This window comes from Actinocatenispora comari (assembly GCF_017312725.1).
In the GTDB taxonomy this organism is placed as follows: Bacteria; Actinomycetota; Actinomycetes; order Mycobacteriales; family Micromonosporaceae; genus Actinocatenispora; species Actinocatenispora comari.
The window spans coordinates 43,975-61,173 of record NZ_BOPO01000006.1 but is presented as its reverse complement, the minus strand read 5'-3'; the positions used below and the strand labels follow the sequence as shown (position 1 = coordinate 61,173).

The following is a 17,199-nucleotide window of genomic DNA, read 5'->3' as shown; positions in this document are numbered from 1 at the left end:
ACACCCGACGTCACTACAGGTGCTGGTGCAAGAAGCCGGCGATGGTGTCGAGCACCCAGGTGGACGCGTGCTGTGGCCCGCCGTGGCCGGTACCACCCAGGATCAGCAACTGGCTGTCGCATCCGGCCGCGACTAGTGCCTGGTGCATCCGCTGACTCTGGTCGAGCGCCATCTGCTGGTCACGGTCGCCGTGGATGATCAAGGTAGGCGGCGCGCCGTCGAGATTCTGGAACAATGGGCTCGCGGCACGCGCGCGGGCGAGGTCCGGTTGGCCGACCGTGGTGTCCAGATAACGTGTCTCCGGCGGATCGGTGAGCACGGAACGTTCCATATCGGTGCGGGACAGACGAGCAGCCAGGTCGGTCGGGCCGTAGCAGTCGACGACCGCATCGATGCGGTCGCTGGGATTCCCGCCGGTCGAGGACAGCGCCGCCATTAGCGACAGATGCCCACCGGCCGAAGCCCCCCATGAACCGATCCGTTCGGTGGACAGCTCGTAGGCATCGCCATGACCGCGCAACCACCGCACCGCTGCGCGCACGTCGTCGATGTTGCGCGGAAACCGACCGGCTTCACCCAGCCGATAGTCCACGCTGGCGATCGCGATACCTCGCCGTGCGAGCTCCGGGGCGAAAGGGTCAGCGCTGCTGACACGGTCGCCGAGAAACCAGGCGCCACCGTGCAGCCACAGACAGACCGGATGCGGGCCATGCCCGTCAGGCACGTACAGATCGAGCCGGAGCGGCTGGTGCTCCGGATGCGCGTACTCGATATCCGAGACCGTGGGGAGGGGAGTTACGGCGGCGAGGGTCTTCATATGCGAATGATACTCATTAGTCATATGGCAGGCGAGGGTCCATGCTTGCGATCCGGTTGGATCGGTTGTCGGACGGGCAGGGGCCGGCACGTCAGGCGCGGGTGTCGACCACCGGCGGGTCCTCGTGGGCGGTGAAGCTGTCACCGAACGGGTCGGGAAGTCGACTCCAACGCTCTTGCCCGTCGGCGAGTTCATCGTCGCTGAGCAGGCAGCTCTGCAACTGTTCGTGCAGCTGAACCGTGTCGAGTTCGAAGCCGATGAAGGCGAGCCGGGTGCTGCGGTCGCCGAAGTAAGGGTCCCACTCCAAGGTCGCGGCGACCTGCCGTTGCGGGCCGGCCTTCGGCCACTGCTCGTCCGGTACCGCTGCGAGCCACCGATCGAGTGTTCCAAGCGTGAGCGAGCCGCCGGCTCCGTCCCACCCGATGACCAGATCCGGCTGGGTGGAGATCCAGGAGTGCCCGCGTACCCGCAGCGCGCTGCCGCTCAGCGAAGGCAACGCCGCGTGCAGTCGGGCCGGGTGAAAGGGACGACGCGCGTGGAACAGCGTGGACACCACTCCGCAGTCGGGTTGGTGCGCGCACTCGCCGACCTCGAACCCGGCCAGACCGCGGGCGACGGCTTCCGGCACGTCCGGCGAGTACCGGATCCTGCCGCGCAGCCGACCGTGCAGCGGAAGCCGCGCGGTCGGGCCGGGGGCGTCCGGACCAGCGACCAACACCCGCGCCCACGGCGCCAGTCGCTCTGACAGCGCGGTCGCTTCCGCGATGCGGTATCGATCGACACCCACGGCATGCACGAGGATCGTGTCGGCTCCTTCCATCTGCCGGATCACCGTTTCGGCGACGCCACGCCCGTCCTGCCCGGCCGCGGCACGCCCGCGCTGGTCCAACGCCTCCATCGTGGACGTGTCGGCCAGTATGGTGTCCGCGTCCACGACGGTGACCACCGACTCGATCTGCACCTGGTCGGTGAGCGGCGCACCGTCGATCAGGCAGTACTCGGCCGCGGCGACAACGGTGTCCGGTTCGACCGATGGTGGAACCACGAGCACCTGTCCACGCTCCGGGCTGTTGGCAGCGAGCCGCGCCAGTGTCGGCAGGACATCTTCGCGGATAGTGCACGATACGCAGCCATGTACGAGCGCAACGGCGACGTCCTGGAGGACAAGTCCACCCGCTCGCACCGTCCTGCGCACCACACCACCCTGCAGCTCGTGCAGGTCGTGTTCAACCACGAGCAGTTCTGGGTCCGCTGTCATCAGTTGCTGTACCACGGCCTGGCACGCATCCCGGTGGAACCCCGCGAGCACCGTCAGCCTCGGCCGTGTGGTGCCCGCATCGGGTCGTACATGTTCTGACGGCTCATCGTGGTTCATGCGGCCCTTCTTCGTCTTGGGAGTCAGCCGGTGAGCCCCGGCCTGCAGCTAACGATAATGGTTCTCGTTAGGGGCGATCGGAGTCACGCACGTGAGTGGTGACACAGGACTTGGTGCCGAGCCGGTGGCCGTCCGGCGGCGACAGGGAGCAGATGGTTCTCGCCCAAGGCGGCGATAGGCGAGGTCGTCGCGAACCATGCCCTGATGGCCATATGACCATCTGAGCATTTGTTATTGAAAATGATTGTCATTAGGATGCCGTCATCCCTCGTCCGCAGAAGGAGCTTCGGTGAACCATCACTCACATCCCCGTCGTCCGCGATTGCGTCGCCTTCGGCTACTGGCGATCGCCGGCGTCGCCGCCGCAGCAGCGCTGACCACGGGCTGCTCGACCAATGCCGCCTCTACCGGATCGTCGGACGGCGGCAACGCAGACAAGATCCAGGTGGTCGCGGCGGAGAACTTCTGGGGCAGCCTCGCCAGCCAGTTGGGTGGCAGCCACGTCGCGGTCAAGAACATCATCAACAGTCCCAGCGCCGACCCGCACGACTACGAGCCGACCGCCGCCGACGGCCGGGCCATGGCGGGCGCGAAGCTCGCGATCGTCAACGGGATCGGCTACGACTCGTGGGCCGGCAAGCTGGTGTCCGCCAACCCGAGCAAGGACCGCACCGTACTCACCGTCGGCGAGCTGGTGGGCGTCAAGGACGGCGGCAACCCGCACCGGTGGTACTCGCCGGGCAACGTGCGGACCGTCATCGACCGCATCACCGCCGACTACAAAAAGATCGACCCGAAGCACGCGAGCTTCTACGGCAAGCAGCACGACAAGGTCGTCGACACGAACTTGAAGGAGTACTTCGACCTGGTCGGCCAGATCAAGTCGACCTACGCCGGCACCCCGGTCGGCGCTTCCGAGTCGATCTTCACGCCATTGTCGGAGGCGACCGGACTGGATCTGAAGACCCCGGAGTCATTCCTCGACGCGATCAGTGAGGGCACCGACCCGACCGCGGCGGACAAGCAGGCCATCGACCGGCAGATCGCCGGCAAGCAGATCAAGGTGTACGTGTACAACTCGCAGAACGCCACGCCGGACGTGCAGGCACAGGTGAAGGCGGCCAAGGCGCAGGGTATCCCGGTGGCCACCGTGACCGAGACGCTCACCCCGGCCGGCGCCTCGTTCCAGCAGTGGCAGGTGGCGCAGCTCAAGGCGCTGATCTCGGCCCTGCACCAGGGAACCGGCAAGTGACCGCCGACCCGATGATCCGCCCGGGCGACGGCTCCGGACAGCCTGTCACCCCCTCGGACGACGGAGGCCGTCCGACCGGTGAAGCTGCCACCGCGGTGATAGCGGTACACGATGCCGCGGTCGTGCTGGGCGGACATCGGGTCTGGCACGGCGTCGACGTGCGGGTGTCGGCCGGTGAGTTCGTCGCGGTCCTCGGCCCGAACGGGGTGGGCAAGTCGACGCTGCTCAAGGCGATACTCGGGTTACAACGGTTGGCGTCCGGGCGGATCTCGGTGCTGGGCGCCGCGCCCGGCCGGACCCGCAGCTCGGTCGGCTACCTGCCCCAGCGGCGCAGCTTCGACTCCAGCGTCCGGATGCGCGGCGTCGACGTGATCCGGCTGGGCATCGACGGCTCGCGCTGGGGGCTACCGTTGCCCGGCCGCGTAGCCAGACAACGCCGACAGCGCATCGACGAGCTGGTCGAGCTGGTCGACGCCGGCCGGTACGCGCACCGCCTGGTCGGTGAGCTGTCCGGCGGCGAGCAGCAGCGGATCCTCATCGCGCAGGCGCTGGCGCACCGGCCGCGGATCCTGCTGTTGGACGAGCCGCTGGACAGCCTGGATCTGCCCAACCAGGCGGCGATCGCGGGGTTGGTGAGCCGGATCAGCCGCAGCCAGGAGGTCGCGGTGGTGATGGTGGCGCACGACGTGAACCCGATCCTGCGCTACCTGGACCGGGTCGTCTACCTGGGTCCGGGTGGGTCGGTGGTCGGCCCGCCGGACCGAGTGCTCAGCAGCGACTCGCTGAGTGCCCTGTACGGCACGCCGGTCGAGGTGCTGCGCACCTCCGATGGCCGGATGGTCGTCGTTGGGCAGCCGGATTCGCCGGTGCCGCACGACCATCAGCAGGGCGGTGACTGAGATGGACGACGTCCACTTCTCGGTCAACCTGGTCGCCGATGTGGTGCAGATGTGGTCCCAGCCGTTCATGGTCAACGCGTTCCGGGCCGGCACCATCGTGGCCGTGCTCAGTGCGCTGATCGGCTGGTTCGTCGTGCTGCGCCGGCAGACCTTCGTCGGGCACACGCTGTCGGCGGTGGGGTTTCCCGGTGCCGCAGGGGCGACCTGGCTCGGCTTCGGCGCGCTGTCCGGCTACTTCGCGTTCTGCCTCGCCGCCGCCGTGGTCATCGCGCTGCTCGGCGGGCGCGGTTCCGGCCGGCACAGCGACGAGTCGGCGCTGGTCGGTACGATCCAGGGTTTCCTGCTGGCTTGCGGGTTCCTGTTCGTCGCGCTGTACAAGGGATTCCTCAACGGCACCAACGCCCTGCTGTTCGGCAGCTTCCTGGGTATCACCAGCCGACAGGTCGTCGTCCTCGCTGTATTGGCGGTCGTGGTGCTGGCACTGCTTGCGGCGGGCGGCAGGCCGCTGCTGTTCGCTTCCACCGACGCCGAGTCCGCGCGGGTGGCAGGCGTCCCGACCCGCGCGCTGGATCTGGGCTTCCTGCTGGTACTGGGCGCCACCGTCGCCGCGGTCAGCTCCATCACCGGCGCGCTGCTGGTGTTCGCGTTGCTGGTGCTGCCGGCCGCTACCGCGCACCGGCTCACCGCCCGGCCGGCCCGCAGCCTCGCGCTGTCGGTGCTGTTCGGCCTCGTCGCCGTGTGGACCGCGCTGACCGCCACCTACTACTCGCCCTACCCGCTGGGGTTCTGGCTGACCAGCATCGCGTTCGCCGGGTTCGTGGTCGCCGCGGGCGGCCGTGCCCTGCGGGAGCGCCGGCGACGCGGCTTTCGGAGGTTCGCCTGGTGACCACGCTCGTGACCATGTTCTCGCACGCCTACCTATGGGAGGCGTTCCTCGCCGGTACCTTCGTCGCACTCGCCGCCGGCCTGGTCGGCTACCTGCTCGTCCTGCGGGCGCAGGTGTTCACCGCCGATGCGCTCAGCCACGTCTCGTTCACCGGCGCGTTCGCCGCGCTGGCACTGGGCCTGGACCTGCGGGTCGGGCTGTTCGCCATGACGATCATGGTCGGGCTGGGTATGGCGGCGGCCGGCCGCCGCGCCAAACCCGACGACGTGGTCATCGGCGGCGCATTCGCCTGGATACTCGGCCTCGGCGTGCTGCTGCTGACCATCTACACCACCCGCCGCAGCGCGGGCAACGGTGCGGCGTCGGTGACCGTACTGTTCGGGTCGGTGTTCGGGCTCAGCCGCAGCCGCGCGCTCACCGCCGCCGCCATCGCTCTCGGCATCTGCCTGATCATCGCGGTGATCGCCCGACCGCTGATCTTCGCCAGCCTGGACGAGACCGTCGCCGCCGTGCGCGGGGTACCGGTACGGCTGCTCGGGTTCGGATTCCTGGCCCTGACCGGTGTAGCCGCGGCCGAAGCCACCCAGGTCGTCGGGTCGCTGCTGATCCTCGGCCTGGTCGCCGCGCCCGCCGGGGCCGCGGCTCGGCTGGTCGCCAACCCGTACCGGGCGCTGCCGGCCTCCGGTGCGCTCGCCGTGCTGTCGGTCTGGGCGGGGCTCACCATCGCCTACCTGGTACCGGTGCTGCCGCCCAGTTTCGCCATCCTGGCCGTGGCCACCGTGCTGCTGCTGGCCGCCATGGCCACCGGACGGCTTCGCCACCGAACCCGGCGCGGACCGCGCGCTGCTGGCACCGGCCCGGAGCATGGCCGCGCCGACCGGCCCGCAGCGGCCCAACCCGGATGAGCACGGCAGATGACCACCGACATGCCGGAGCCCCGTCGACAGCTGGCGCGCAAGCGAGCAGTCGTCCTCTCCAGCCTGACCGGCGACGAGTTCCGCAGCACCCAGGAGATCCACCGGGCGCTGGTCGCCGCCGGTCACCGCATCGGCCTGACCACCGTCTACCGAGCCCTGCAGAACTTCACCGAGCAGGGGTACGTCGACGTGGTCACCTTCGGCCGCGGGGAACGCATGTACCGCCGCAGCGGCAGGCCCGGTCATCACCACAACCTGGTCTGCCGCGACTGCGGTACCGCCCGGGAGGTCGAACTGCCCGGGGTCGAACGGGCCATCCGTCGCGTCGCCACAGCACACCGCTTCATCGACACCGAACACACCATCGAGATCTACGGGCGCTGTCCCGACTGCGCGGCAGCGCCCCCGGCTGATCTCCACCTCCGTACCGCAGGCCAGTGAAGGAGCAGTAGTGAAGAAAGGCATCCATCCCGACTACCATCCCGTGGTGTTCCAGGACCGGTCGACCGGGGACCGCTTCCTGACCCGCTCGACCGCCACCTCGGCGCAGACGATCGAGTGGCCCGACGGCAACAACTACCCACTGATCGTGGTCGACATCAGCGCCTCGTCGCACCCGTTCTGGACCGGGCAACGCCGGGTGCTCGACACCGCGGGCCAGGTGGACAAGTTTTACCGCCGCTACGGGCATCGCGACCGGCGCGCGAACGGGGTGTCCTGATGGCGGTACCGAAGCGGCGCACGTCCCGGTCGCGGACCCGAAGCCGGCGCGCCCACTGGCTGCGGGCCACCGTGCCCGCCCTGACCCCGGTCATCATCGGCGGCGAGCGGCGCCTGGTGCCCCGCCGCCTCGCCCGGCACCACCAGCGATCCACCGACACCTGACCGACCGACTCCGGAGGCAGCACTCAGCATGACGTCCGACCCGATCGAGATGTGGAACCTCGCTGACTACGCACCGACAGCGCAACGGCTGGAACCGGTGGCCGACACGATCATCGACACCGTCACTCGCGCCCTCCTACCGCCCGCCGTCGCGGTGGACGTCGGTGCCGGTCACGGTCAGCTGGCAACCAGGCTGGCCGCGGGCGGCTACCGCACGTTCGCGCAGGAGCCCAGCCGCCGGATGCGCCAGGTGGGAGAGGCCAGGACCGGCACCGGCGTCGGCTGGCTCGCCACCACTGCGGAAGAAACCGGACTCGCCGATGCCAGCGTCGACGTGGCGACCTCCTCGTTCGCTCTGATGTTCGCCGATCCGCAGCGCGGGCCACAAGAGATCGCCCGCATCCTGCGACCCCACGGTCTGCTGGTGATGACCGCCTGGGCACCCCGGGGATTCCTGCACCGGATGACCACCGCGATGCTCACCGTGCTGCCCCGGATGGCCGCGGCCCCGCATCTCGGCTGGGGTGATCCCTCGGTCGCCCAGGCCAGACTCGAACCCTACTTCCACGACATCGCTGTCGAGCGCCACGAACTGCCGTGGCGGTTCGCGTCGGTGACAGACGGAATGGCGTTCTACCATCACGGAAGCCCCGCCCACGCCGCCGCGTTCGCCATGGCCGGCGACCAGCGGGCTGCCCTGGACGCGCGACTACGCCAGCACCTGCACGACGACACCTCCGCCGACGGCAGCATCGACACCACGACCGAGTACCTGCTGATCTCTGCCCGGCGCGGCCCAACGCCATGAACGGCCCGGCTACCGCTCAGCCGAGGTTCCGAAGGTTCAACAGGTGCCAGCTGCTTGTGCCGGCGACGACCGTCGACCACCACAGGTATCCGGCGCGGGCGTGCACCGACGCCGCCGTCGCGGCGAGTTCGACGCTGCGGCGCCGCCGAATGTCGTACAGCAGCAACTCGGACAGCGGCGGGCCACTCGCACCGGCAGGCGCCGCGACCGACACGACCTCGAACCGGTCCAGCGGCGTCACGTCGACCAGCGCCGCCGCCGCCGAACCCCCGCCAAGGCGATGCCGATCCGAACCATCGGGGCGCAGCAAATCCAGCTCACCGCGACGCGAGACACGGCACCACGCACGGCCACACGTCGCGCCCGGCCCGACCCGTACCGAGGTCCGAACCTGGGCCGCGGCGTCGTACAGGCCGGCCGGGGAGGTGAACCACGGCCAGGCCAGCGGCGTGTATCCGGCCGGTATCGGACGCACCGCCACGGCCCCGCCGGTCACCGGAACCGACCGTGCCGAGTTGGCGTCCACCCACCGCAACCGTCCGCCGGACACCTGCAGGTCGTACTGGGACTGGTTGAACGTCGCGGGCCCCGCGTCGGCGACCAGCCGATGCGCCGCGCCGCCGCGCCGCGACGCCCACCACAGTGAGGTACGAGCGGAGCCCGCGACGTCGACCGTGGCCGCCCAGTACACGCGGGCGGCGTCGGTGGCGATCGCGGTGAAGCCGGGCACGCCCGCCTGGGTGATCGAGGCGAGAACCCGAACGTTGCGGTGGGACACCACGACCAACCGGGATCCCGGCCGTTGTGGCCGGCTGGCGATCCCGACCGTGGCGCCGTCGTCGAGCACGGCGGCCATCTGGTACGTGTCGCCTGTGGGCAGCAGACCCGGGACGGTATCGACGCGGGCCTTTGGCCAGGCGGCGGCGAGGGTCGCCGGCATCGCGGGTGCGGGCGCCCTCAGCGGCGCCGGTGCGGGCAGGCACACCAGCGTGATCGTCGCGGCGACGGCGACACCGATCGCCACCATCGGCCACAACCGGGCGCCGGCGCGCGGCCGGTTCCCCCGATCCGGTCGCCTCGGGAAGTGGGCAGCGATATGCCGACCCGCCGCGCGTGCCCGGTCGTCGTTCACCCGGCCAGCGTAGGTTAGCCGGGTGGCAGAGGTGATCGAACACTCCGCGCACCAGCCGCGCCGGCGGCCGGCCCCGATGTACGTGCTGGCCGCGGTCCTGGTCGCCGCGGTGGCCGTCCGGTTCGTCCTGCCGGATGTCCGGTTGCCGGCCCGGCTGGTGGCGGGGACCACGATCTTCGTGTCGACCGTGGTGCAGGCGTTGCCGTTCCTGGTCCTGGGTACCGTGATCTCGGCCGCCATCACCGCCTACGTACCCGCATCCGCGTTCGCCCGGCTACTGCCGCGCGCGCCGGTGGTGAGCGTACCGATCGCCGGCGCCGCCGGGATCGTCCTGCCCGGCTGCGAATGCGGTTCGGTGCCGGTGACCTCCGCGCTGCTGCGGCGCGGCGTGCCGCCCGCCGCCGCGTTGGCTTTCCTGCTGGCCGCACCGGCGATCAACCCGGTCGTCTTGGTGGCCACGGCGGTGGCCTTCCCCGGGCACCCGATGATGGTCGTCGGTCGGTTCGTCGCGAGCCTGCTCGCGGCCTGCATCATGGGCTGGCTGTGGCTCCGGTTCGGCCGCGGCGACCTGCTTCGGATTCCCCGCGCCGGCGCCGAGGACCGGGCCCGGGTGCGGGTCTTCGTCGCTGAGTGCCGGCACGATCTGGTCCAGTCCGGCGGGTTCCTGGTGATCGGGGCGGCCAGCGTCGCGGTCCTCGACACAGTGGTACCGCCCCGCGCGCTCGGCGTCGTCGCCGGCCACCAGGTGCTGTCGGTACTGGCGCTAGCCGTGCTCGCCGCGGTCCTGTCGGTGTGCTCGCAGGCCGACGCGTTCGTCGCGGCGGCGATGACCCAGTTCTCGCTCACCGCACGGCTGGTGTTCCTCGTCGTCGGACCGCTGGTAGACGTCAAGCTGTTCGCGATGCAGGCAGGGACGTTCGGCCGCCGGTTCGCGGTGCGGTTCGCGCCAGCCACCTTCGTGGTTGCGGCCGCCACCGGTGCGGTGCTCGGTTCGGTGCTGCTGTGAGGCGGCACGTCGAGGCGGTACTGCTGCTGCTCGTCGGCGGAACGCTGATCAAGCTGGTCGCCACCGGCGGATACCTGCGTTACGTGCGGCCGGCGATGGCGCCGCTGCTGGTGTGCAGCGGCGTGGTGCTGATCGCGGTGGGTGCGGGCTCGTTCGCCCGGATCCGCCGCGATCACGCGCACGGTGGGCCGGTCGGCTGGCTGCTGCTGGTGCCGATACTGCTGATCCTGGTGGCGCCGCCGCCGACGGTCGACACGTTCGGGGCGGCCAGGTCCGGCACCGCGGTCTCCCGGCCGACCGGCCGGTTCGCGCCGCTGCCCAGCACCGACCCGGCGCCGCTGACCCTCACCGACTACGCGGCCCGCGCCCTGTACGGGCACGGCTCGACGCTGCGGACCCGGCGGGTACTCCTGACCGGGTTCGTGACCCGCGGCGCCCCGGGCCAGGAGTACCTGACCCGGATGGTCATCACCTGCTGCGCCGCCGATGCCCGGCCGGTCAAGGTACGCATGGCCGGGCGCATCCCCGCCGACCTCGCCGCCGACGCCTGGCTGTCGGTGATCGGCCGCTACGACTCTCACACCGACGCCGATCCCCTCAACACCAATCGGATCCCGTACCTCGACGTGCTGTCGTACCGCCGGGTCGCTGCACCGAGCCAGCCGTACGAGTGATCCGCGCCGGTGCGCCGTGGTCGGCCCGCGCGTGTGTCTCAGCGGTCGAGAGCTGCCGGCGCCACCTCGCAGGCGAGCCGGTCGATGTTGTCCCGCACCCGGTGCGGGTCGCCGGCGGCCTCGGCGAGCAGCAGGACCCGGTGCACGCCGGTGGCGGCGACGGTGGCGGCGAGCCGGTCGGCGCACTCGGCGGGGCTCCCGATCGGATGGCTCGACAGCAACATGTCCAGATAGGCGGCTTGGTCACGATGGGACGGCGGGCGCCCGTCGATGCGGACGTAGTCGCCGGTAGTGGCCAGCCAGGCGGGCATGGTGCTGCGCAGCAGGGCGGCGGCTTCGCGTCGGCTGCCGGCCACCTGCGCCAGGTGCGCGCTGGCGTGCGGGATCGTCTCCGGGGCGTGACCGTGGGCGGCCGCGATCTCGGCGTACCGGTCCAGCATGGTGACCTTCTCCGCGTCGGTCGCGTGCAGGCCCAGCAGCAGCGGCAGTCCGCGTGCCGCGGCCACCGCGACGGTGGCAGATGAGGTGGCCGCGACCAGGACCGGGACCGGGCGGTGGGCCCGCGGTACCACGGTGACCTCACGGAACCCGAACAGCGGTCCGGTTCCGGCGATGCGCTCGGCGCCGGACAACCAGCGCGTCAGCAGATCCAGGGACTCAGGGAAGCCGTGTTCGAGTCGTTCCAGGCTGCTGCCGAACACCTCCAGATCGACCCACGGCCCGCCGCGGGCCACGCCGAGCCGGAAACGCCCGTCCGACAGGGTGTCGAGCAGGATGGCCTCCTCGGCGAGCGCGACCGGGTGCCGGGTGGACAACACGCAGGCGGCGGTACCCACGGTGATCCGCGCGGTGCGTCCGAGCAGGTGACCGGCGAACGCGATCGCGGACGGGCAGCCGCCGTACCGGATGAAGTGGTGTTCGGCGATCCAGGCCCCGTCGAAGCCGGCCCGCTCCGCGGCGACACCGTGGTCGAGCGCTCGGCGTACCGCTTGCTCCGGTGACTGCCCGGCGATGGCGCCGGCCACCAGGAAGACATCCATCGCTGCGCGCTGAGGCAGCGTGCTCTCGGACGGCAGGTTGGCGGGTCGGGTGGTGCGCGGGGCGGTCCGGCCGCCCCGCGCGCCGGTCGATGTGGTCACGGACTCAGCAGTCCCGCAATTCAGGGGACTGGTTGAGCAGCTGGCCGCGCGGGGAGATGAACGCGCGGTACCGGTCGCTGTCGACCGCGGCGGGCTGGAACGCCGCGACGCGGTGGCAGTTCTGGAACGCCAGCGTGACCCCGAAGTGGCGCTCCAGACCGCCGCGGATCGCGTTGGACGCCAGCGCCCGCAACAGCTGACCGCGGTCGGCCTCGCTGGGCGGCGGGGTGGTGTTGTCGGCGAACTCGGCGGTACCGGCCTTCAGCTCGCCGACCACCGTGCTGATCGTGTCCCACGCGTACGGCAACGAGGTGCGCACGCACTCGACGAACTCGGCGTCCGACACCTCCCCGCTCTCCGCGCGCGCCAGCAGTTCGGGGGATACGTCCAGGGACATGGGTCTTCTCCTCGGTGGTGAGTCCGGCCGGGTGGCCGGAGATCGGTTCAGCGCAGCGCGGTCAGCTGCGCGGACTCGGCCGGCGGGTTGTCGAGCAGCGCGGCCGGGCCGAGCGTGAAGTCCGGATCGACCTGGGCGGCCAGGTCGACCCCGGTGCGATCGTTCGCCCAGGCGGCGGCGTTGCGCAGGTGGAACTCGACGGCCCACCGGGTGTACGACTGCCAGTCGCGCGGGCTGGCGTCGACGGCGGCGATCATCGTGTCCAGCACCGCCGCGGTGGCGGGCTCCAGCGACGAGAGCGGCCCGATCGAGCCGCGTTCCGCCGCCCGCACGTAGCCGGACCGGCCGACCAGACCGATCAGGTCGGCGCCCACCTGGTCGCGCAGGAACTGTGCGTCGGTGTCGTCCTCGACCTTGTTGCCGACCACGGAGAGCCGGACGCCGTAGTCGCGGGCGTAGTCCGCGTACTGCCGATAGACGCCGACGGAGCGCCGGGTCGGTTCGCAGACCACGAACGTTCGGTCGAACCTCGTGAACAAGCCGGATGCGAACGCGTCGGCGCCGGCGGTCATGTCCACCACGACGTACTCGCCAGGACCGTCCACGAGATGGTTGAGCAGCAGCTCGACCGCCCCGACCTTGGAGTGGTAGCACGCCACGCCGAGGCTTTCCACGCCGAACGGCCCGGTCACCATCAGCCGCACCCCGCCGGCGTCGCGGCACAGCGCCGCGTGCAGTGGGCTGTCCTCGACGACGCGAAGCAGCCGGGAGCCGCGTCCGGGCGGGGTGGTCTTGACCATCTCGCCCGCAGACCGGATGCGCGGGTTGTCTCCCCGCAGGTACTCCTTGATGTCGGGAAGCCGGTCGCCGAGCGTCGGGAGCAGCGCCGCCTCGTCGTCGCTGAGACCCAGCGCCACCGCCAGGTGTTGGTTGATGTCGGCGTCGATGGCGAGCACGGGTGCGCCGGCTGCGGCCGCGTGCCGGGCGAGCAACGCCGACAGCGTGGTCTTGCCGCTGCCGCCCTTGCCTACGAGAGCAATCTTCACGAAAGGGCACCTCTGATTGGTTCGTCGGGTCGTAGATGAAATTAGTAATCGTTTCCGACACGACCGTCAAATCAACCAGTGAACATATGACTACTGATGGCAGTCGAGGCTCGATCCTGCAGCGAGACCGACCGCGCGGTGCCGCCGTCGGGTACCGCGCCGGCGCGGCGGTGTCGATCACGGCTGCCTGCCCGCCCCGGTGAGCACCCGCCGAGGCAGCCGGCCGGGGTACCGCCGCGGCCGGTCGGGTATCGATCGGGCGGGAACTGCGACCGGGGCCAGCGCGACTGGGAGAACGACAGGTTGACCGGCACGGCGGTTCCGGCGTGGCCGCGTCGATCGGTGTTCCCGGCGTCGGAAGGAACCGCCCATGGCCGTCGGCAGCGTAGCGGTGAGCACGCAGCAACCGACATCGACTGCACCGCCCGGGTCCGGCGCGACCAGTTGGGCGGCAGTACGGCCGCTGGTGCTGCGGATCCACTTCTACGCCGGGGTGTTCGTCGCGCCGTTCCTGGTGATCGCGGCGCTGACCGGGCTGGCGTACACCACGATGCCGCAGGTCGAACGGGTCGTGTACCGCCACGAGCTGACGGTGCCGGCTCGCGCGGACCGGGTACCGGTGACCGCCCAGGTGGCCGCGACGCACGCGGCGCATCCGGAGGGCAGGGTCACCGCGATCCGTCCGGCTGCGACCGCGACCGCCAGTACCCGAGTGATCATGTCGGTGCGAGGCCTGCCGGACGGGTACAGCCGCACGGTGTTCGTCGATCCGCACACCGGGCGGGTGCTGGGCGCGGAGGACACGTTCGGGGAGTGGCTGCCGCTGCGGGCCTGGTTCGACACCATGCACCGCACGCTGCATCTCGGCACGGTCGGCCGGATGTACAGCGAGTTGGCGGCGAGCTGGCTGTGGATCGTGGTACTTGGCGGACTGGTGCTATGGCTCAGCGGCCGGCGACGGACGGCGCGGATCCTGCGCCGGCTGCTGCCGCGGATCCGGCGGGCCGGGCGCTCGCGGGTGATGTCGTGGCACGGGGCGCTCGGGCTGTGGGTCGCGGCGGGTTTGCTGTTCCTGTCGGCGACTGGGCTGACCTGGTCGCACTTCGCCGGTGGCCACATCTCCGCGATTCGAGGCGCGTGGGGATGGTCGACGCCGTCGGTGTCCAGCGCGGTGCCGCCGTCAGGTCACCGGGATGTGGGTGTGGATCGGGCGCTGGCCGCGGCGGCGGACCGCGGAGTCGGCGGGCCGGTGGAGATCGATCTTCCCGCCGGGCCCGGCCAGGCGTACGTGGTCCAGCAGGTCCAGCGCTCCTGGCCGGAGCGACAGGACGCCGCCGCGATCGATCCGGCGACCGGCCGGGTCACCTCGGTACAGCGGTTCGCCGACTGGCCGGTGGCCGCGAAACTCGCCCGCTGGGGCATCGACGCGCACATGGGGCTGCTGTTCGGGCTGGTCAACCAGATCGCGTTGGCGGTACTGGCGGTCGTGTTGATCGCCCTGATCGCGCTCGGGTACCGGATGTGGTGGCTGCGCCGGCCGTGCGGCGGCTGGGGCAGACGCCCGGCACGCGGTGCCTGGCGGCGGGCCTCGTCCCGCGTGCTCGCGCCGCTGGTGGTGACCGCCGCGGTGGTGGGCTGGCTGGTACCGGAGTTGGGGGTCAGCCTCGCCGCATTCGTGGCGGTGGATCTGGTGTTCGGCTGGCGGGCGCGACGGCTGGCGGTGACGCGGTGATCGCGTCATCGGCCCTGGTGTGGACGTGACGGTCGTGTTCGCCGGTACCGGCGGGGACTGCCTGCTGTGATGCTGCGCCGGCACGGGCGGGGCGCCGCCCGCCGTACTGCATCGGGTCGCCGCCGGCTGGCATGCGGTCATGGCGCTCGGCATGGTCGCGATGCTCTGGCCATGGAGATGGGATGCGGGTTCCCCGGCCGCTGGAGTGCGCGGTGTTCGGTGCCGGCGCGGTGTTCTTCGCGGTGCAACTGTTGCGCCGCCGGTCGGGCACGGCCGCACCGGACTGGCGCACCACGCGCTGATGATGCTCGCGATGGTCTGGATGGTGGTCGCGATGCCGCTGTCGATGGGTGCCAGATCGGCTGGTACCACGACGATGCCGGGGATGCCCGGGAGGTCGATGCCGGGCCCCGGGCGATGCCGGCGGCCGCCCACCGACATTCTGCTGACCGGCATCGCCGCGGCGTCGTGCCTTGTCGTGGGCACCCTGCACTGGAGCACCTGGAACATCGATCAGGTACGCGACGCGACGGCGCCGAACGCGGGGGTCACTTGACCGCGCCGTGGCAGCCGATTGCCCGGACCGGATGCCATGCGGCGATGAGTCTGGGCATGGCGACAATGCTCGTCGTCATGCTGTGACCGGCATCGGGACCGTCGCTGGCCGGCCCGTTCGGGCGGCGAACGGCCCCGAGACGGCGTCCGGCAGGGGGCCGGTGCTCGATTCGACCCGGCCGCGCCGGGCGACCGACCGGCGCCTCGCAAGCCCCGCGTCCACCAGCCTGCGCGCCGACCTTGGCCACGGCGGGCCGGGCGCGTGCGGTGCCGCTCACGCTCAGCCCGCGGGGGTGAAGTCCGCCAGGTTGTCGATGCCGAGACTGCGCTCGATCTGGGCGACGGTGGTCACCATGTCGGTGAAACTGTTGGTACCGAACCGGTCCGCCTCCATGTTGGCGAACTGCTCGCCGAGCCTGACGAACTGTGCCGCCGGGGTGATGGCACGGAAGGTGGGGAAGATGACGGTGTCTTCCCGGGCTTCGTGCGGTTCGTACATGCGCACGAAGGACGCCAGGTCGCGTCGCGTCGCCTGCCGAGCGGCTGCGGAGCGCAACTTCGCCGTGGTGGCAGACTGCAGCACCCGTTGAGTGATGCGCCGGCCGGCCGCATGTTGGGTCAGCAGCGTTCGTACCGTGTCGACGTGCCGCCCGGCGGCCTGCAGCCGGGGAAAGACGTAGGCCTCTTCCAGCCCTTCGTGGAATCCTTCGATGAAGTCATGGATGAGCTTCGCCGCGTCGGCCAGCGCGTCGGCCGGTGGCCGGTGACCTGCCGCGATCTGGTCGTCCATCGCGCGGTAGATCAACAGGACCCGTTTCAGGACACCGTGCTCGCGCATCAGGTCTTCGGAGGGCGGCAGCGTCGCGTCTGCTGGCGCAGTGGCTGCGCCAGGGTGGGTGCGCGCATCGACCACCTTGGTTCCGGCGGCGCCGGCCAGCACTCCCGCGGCCCCCACACCGGTAATCAGTAACGCTCGGCGGGTGGAGCGCTTCTCCGGCTGTGGATCGTCGGTCATTGGTTCACCGCCCCGCGGGGCTGGCAGCGGTCCTGACGATCTCTCCGGAGCTGCGTAGGACATACCAGTAGCCGCCGTTGAGATCCAGTGCCTGACCGAGAGCAGTGCGCGGCTTCAGGTCGGCGACGTAGGTGTAGAGCGGCCAACGGTTGTAGGTGATGACTCTGGCGTCGGAGCCCGGCTGCGCGACCGTACCCAGCAATGCGGTTCGCACGCCTCCGGCGGCGCGGGGGTTGGCCCCCGCCGGTACCAGCGCCGGGGGCCAAGTACCGGCGCACGGACCGGTACAGGTGACCTTGGCCTGCTTGTCCGGCGGGAACATGTACAGCACGAAGCCCTCGTTGTTGGCCAACACCCGCCCGAGGCCCGGAACCGTGACCGTCCGAATCACCGGCGACGCTGATGCCGAGGATCGTGGGTGCTGGGCCGTGCTGCTGTCGCCGCTCGGCGCCTCGTTCTGGCCGTTGCCGCAGGCGGTGGCAGTGACCAGCAGTGCCGCGACGACCGCGATGGCCGGGCTGCGTCGCATGCTGGCTTCCTTTCCGACCAGAAGACTGGTCCGCGTGATCGGGTTGGCTGAGTTGGACCGGGTCAGGCGGCGTCGGTGGTCGACGCCGGTGACACCACCACGACGACCGAATCCGCTATCGGTGGCGAGTGAGAC

20 protein-coding genes are annotated in these 17,199 nt (G+C 70.8%); 12 read left to right on the top strand and 8 right to left on the bottom strand.

Translation table 11 applies throughout. The annotated features are described in order from the left end of the window. Positions 1–13: 13 nt before the first annotated feature. Both NUM_RS03100 and NUM_RS03095 read right to left on the bottom strand, forming a co-directional pair. A complete protein-coding gene (locus NUM_RS03100) occupies positions 14–1,012 on the bottom strand; it encodes an alpha/beta hydrolase (RefSeq protein ID WP_225918298.1) in 999 nt (332 codons plus the stop codon). After that, positions 909–2,192, bottom strand: a complete 1,284-nt coding sequence (locus NUM_RS03095; protein ID WP_207122996.1) for a CobW family GTP-binding protein — start codon at positions 2,190–2,192, stop codon at positions 909–911. The genes NUM_RS03100 and NUM_RS03095 overlap by 104 nt, the downstream gene beginning before the upstream one ends. Before the next feature lie 289 nt (positions 2,193–2,481). On the opposite strand from NUM_RS03095, the gene NUM_RS03090 reads away from it, so the two are divergent. The 8 genes from NUM_RS03090 (at position 2,482) to NUM_RS03055 (ending at position 7,839) form a co-directional block, all read left to right on the top strand. Then, positions 2,482–3,444, top strand: coding sequence for a metal ABC transporter solute-binding protein, Zn/Mn family (locus tag NUM_RS03090; protein WP_207122995.1), 963 nt, complete (start codon positions 2,482–2,484; stop codon positions 3,442–3,444). A 95-nt stretch (positions 3,445–3,539) separates the two neighbouring features. Then, positions 3,540–4,343 (top strand): metal ABC transporter ATP-binding protein, encoded by an 804-nt coding sequence (locus tag NUM_RS03085; RefSeq protein WP_207122994.1) that lies wholly within the window; start codon positions 3,540–3,542, stop codon positions 4,341–4,343. Between the two features lies 1 nt (position 4,344). Next, positions 4,345–5,229, top strand: coding sequence for a metal ABC transporter permease (locus NUM_RS03080; protein WP_207122993.1), 885 nt, complete (start codon positions 4,345–4,347; stop codon positions 5,227–5,229). Continuing rightward, on the top strand, positions 5,226–6,134 hold the full coding sequence (locus tag NUM_RS03075) for a metal ABC transporter permease (RefSeq protein WP_207122992.1): 909 nt from the start codon (positions 5,226–5,228) through the stop codon (positions 6,132–6,134). The genes NUM_RS03080 and NUM_RS03075 overlap by 4 nt, the downstream gene beginning before the upstream one ends. Positions 6,135–6,143: 9 nt before the next feature. Beyond that, positions 6,144–6,587 (top strand): Fur family transcriptional regulator, encoded by a 444-nt coding sequence (locus tag NUM_RS03070; protein WP_225918297.1) that lies wholly within the window; start codon positions 6,144–6,146, stop codon positions 6,585–6,587. Positions 6,588–6,597: 10 nt separating this feature from the next. Continuing rightward, positions 6,598–6,867, top strand: coding sequence for a type B 50S ribosomal protein L31 (locus NUM_RS03065; protein WP_207122991.1), 270 nt, complete (start codon positions 6,598–6,600; stop codon positions 6,865–6,867). After that, positions 6,867–7,031 (top strand): 50S ribosomal protein L32, encoded by a 165-nt coding sequence (gene rpmF / locus NUM_RS03060; protein WP_207122990.1) that lies wholly within the window; start codon positions 6,867–6,869, stop codon positions 7,029–7,031. Before NUM_RS03065 ends, rpmF begins: the two co-directional genes overlap by 1 nt. A gap of 28 nt (positions 7,032–7,059) precedes the next feature. Further along, positions 7,060–7,839 carry a class I SAM-dependent methyltransferase gene (locus tag NUM_RS03055; RefSeq protein ID WP_207122989.1) on the top strand — a complete coding sequence of 260 codons (780 nt, stop codon included), beginning with the start codon at positions 7,060–7,062 and terminating at the stop codon, positions 7,837–7,839. Between the two features lie 16 nt (positions 7,840–7,855). On the opposite strand, the gene NUM_RS03050 is transcribed toward NUM_RS03055, so the two are convergent. Then, entirely contained in the window at positions 7,856–8,866 is a 1,011-nt protein-coding gene (locus NUM_RS03050; RefSeq protein WP_207122988.1) for a hypothetical protein, read from the bottom strand. A gap of 181 nt (positions 8,867–9,047) precedes the next feature. Here NUM_RS03050 and NUM_RS03045 point away from each other — a divergent pair, with 181 nt between their 5' ends. Both NUM_RS03045 and NUM_RS03040 read left to right on the top strand, forming a co-directional pair. Further along, positions 9,048–9,977: a permease gene (locus NUM_RS03045; protein WP_207123150.1), complete on the top strand. Its 930-nt coding sequence runs from the start codon at positions 9,048–9,050 to the stop codon at positions 9,975–9,977. After that, the gene (locus NUM_RS03040; protein ID WP_207122987.1) at positions 9,974–10,651 is read left to right on the top strand and encodes a TIGR03943 family putative permease subunit; all 678 of its coding nucleotides are present in this window, start codon (positions 9,974–9,976) and stop codon (positions 10,649–10,651) included. Before NUM_RS03045 ends, NUM_RS03040 begins: the two co-directional genes overlap by 4 nt. A gap of 38 nt (positions 10,652–10,689) precedes the next feature. Here the strand turns inward: NUM_RS03040 and NUM_RS03035 are convergent, their stop codons facing one another. The 3 genes from NUM_RS03035 to NUM_RS03025 all read right to left on the bottom strand — a co-directional run bounded on the left by NUM_RS03035 (position 10,690) and on the right by NUM_RS03025 (position 13,233). Continuing rightward, positions 10,690–11,691 (bottom strand): LLM class flavin-dependent oxidoreductase, encoded by a 1,002-nt coding sequence (locus tag NUM_RS03035; RefSeq protein WP_207122986.1) that lies wholly within the window; start codon positions 11,689–11,691, stop codon positions 10,690–10,692. Positions 11,692–11,794: 103 nt separating this feature from the next. Continuing rightward, a complete protein-coding gene (locus NUM_RS03030) occupies positions 11,795–12,187 on the bottom strand; it encodes an SCO5389 family protein (RefSeq protein ID WP_207122985.1) in 393 nt (130 codons plus the stop codon). 47 nt (positions 12,188–12,234) lie between these two features. Next, positions 12,235–13,233 (bottom strand): ATP-binding protein, encoded by a 999-nt coding sequence (locus tag NUM_RS03025; RefSeq protein ID WP_207122984.1) that lies wholly within the window; start codon positions 13,231–13,233, stop codon positions 12,235–12,237. A gap of 370 nt (positions 13,234–13,603) precedes the next feature. Here NUM_RS03025 and NUM_RS03020 point away from each other — a divergent pair, with 370 nt between their 5' ends. Further along, positions 13,604–14,965 carry a PepSY-associated TM helix domain-containing protein gene (locus NUM_RS03020; protein ID WP_207122983.1) on the top strand — a complete coding sequence of 454 codons (1,362 nt, stop codon included), beginning with the start codon at positions 13,604–13,606 and terminating at the stop codon, positions 14,963–14,965. 139 nt (positions 14,966–15,104) lie between these two features. Further along, positions 15,105–15,521 (top strand): DUF5134 domain-containing protein, encoded by a 417-nt coding sequence (locus tag NUM_RS03015; protein ID WP_207122982.1) that lies wholly within the window; start codon positions 15,105–15,107, stop codon positions 15,519–15,521. Positions 15,522–15,800: 279 nt separating this feature from the next. Here NUM_RS03015 and NUM_RS03010 read toward each other — a convergent pair whose 3' ends face one another. Both NUM_RS03010 and NUM_RS03005 read right to left on the bottom strand, forming a co-directional pair. Next, entirely contained in the window at positions 15,801–16,535 is a 735-nt protein-coding gene (locus tag NUM_RS03010) for a hemerythrin domain-containing protein (protein ID WP_207122981.1), read from the bottom strand. 4 nt (positions 16,536–16,539) lie between these two features. Then, entirely contained in the window at positions 16,540–17,064 is a 525-nt protein-coding gene (locus NUM_RS03005; protein ID WP_207122980.1) for a COG4315 family predicted lipoprotein, read from the bottom strand. Between the last annotated feature and the right edge of the window lie 135 nt (positions 17,065–17,199).

Bases quoted from the DNA above. Each gene is read 5' to 3' on its own strand.
- NUM_RS03100 (WP_225918298.1), bottom strand. From the start codon at position 1,012: ATGAACTCGCCGACGGGCAAGAGCGTTGGAGTCGACTTCCCGACCCGT.
- NUM_RS03095 (WP_207122996.1), bottom strand. From the start codon at position 2,192: ATGAACCACGATGAGCCGTCAGAACATGTACGACCCGATGCGGGCACC.
- NUM_RS03080 (WP_207122993.1), top strand. From the start codon at position 4,345: ATGGACGACGTCCACTTCTCGGTCAACCTGGTCGCCGATGTGGTGCAG.
- NUM_RS03070 (WP_225918297.1), top strand. From the start codon at position 6,144: ATGACCACCGACATGCCGGAGCCCCGTCGACAGCTGGCGCGCAAGCGA.
- rpmF (WP_207122990.1), top strand. From the start codon at position 6,867: ATGGCGGTACCGAAGCGGCGCACGTCCCGGTCGCGGACCCGAAGCCGG.
- NUM_RS03055 (WP_207122989.1), top strand. From the start codon at position 7,060: ATGACGTCCGACCCGATCGAGATGTGGAACCTCGCTGACTACGCACCG.
- NUM_RS03050 (WP_207122988.1), bottom strand. From the start codon at position 8,866: ATGGTGGCGATCGGTGTCGCCGTCGCCGCGACGATCACGCTGGTGTGC.
- NUM_RS03045 (WP_207123150.1), top strand. From the start codon at position 9,048: ATGTACGTGCTGGCCGCGGTCCTGGTCGCCGCGGTGGCCGTCCGGTTC.
- NUM_RS03035 (WP_207122986.1), bottom strand. From the start codon at position 11,691: ATGGATGTCTTCCTGGTGGCCGGCGCCATCGCCGGGCAGTCACCGGAG.
- NUM_RS03030 (WP_207122985.1), bottom strand. From the start codon at position 12,187: ATGTCCCTGGACGTATCCCCCGAACTGCTGGCGCGCGCGGAGAGCGGG.
- NUM_RS03020 (WP_207122983.1), top strand. From the start codon at position 13,604: ATGGCCGTCGGCAGCGTAGCGGTGAGCACGCAGCAACCGACATCGACT.
- NUM_RS03015 (WP_207122982.1), top strand. From the start codon at position 15,105: ATGGCGCTCGGCATGGTCGCGATGCTCTGGCCATGGAGATGGGATGCG.
- NUM_RS03010 (WP_207122981.1), bottom strand. From the start codon at position 16,535: ATGACCGACGATCCACAGCCGGAGAAGCGCTCCACCCGCCGAGCGTTA.
- NUM_RS03005 (WP_207122980.1), bottom strand. From the start codon at position 17,064: ATGCGACGCAGCCCGGCCATCGCGGTCGTCGCGGCACTGCTGGTCACT.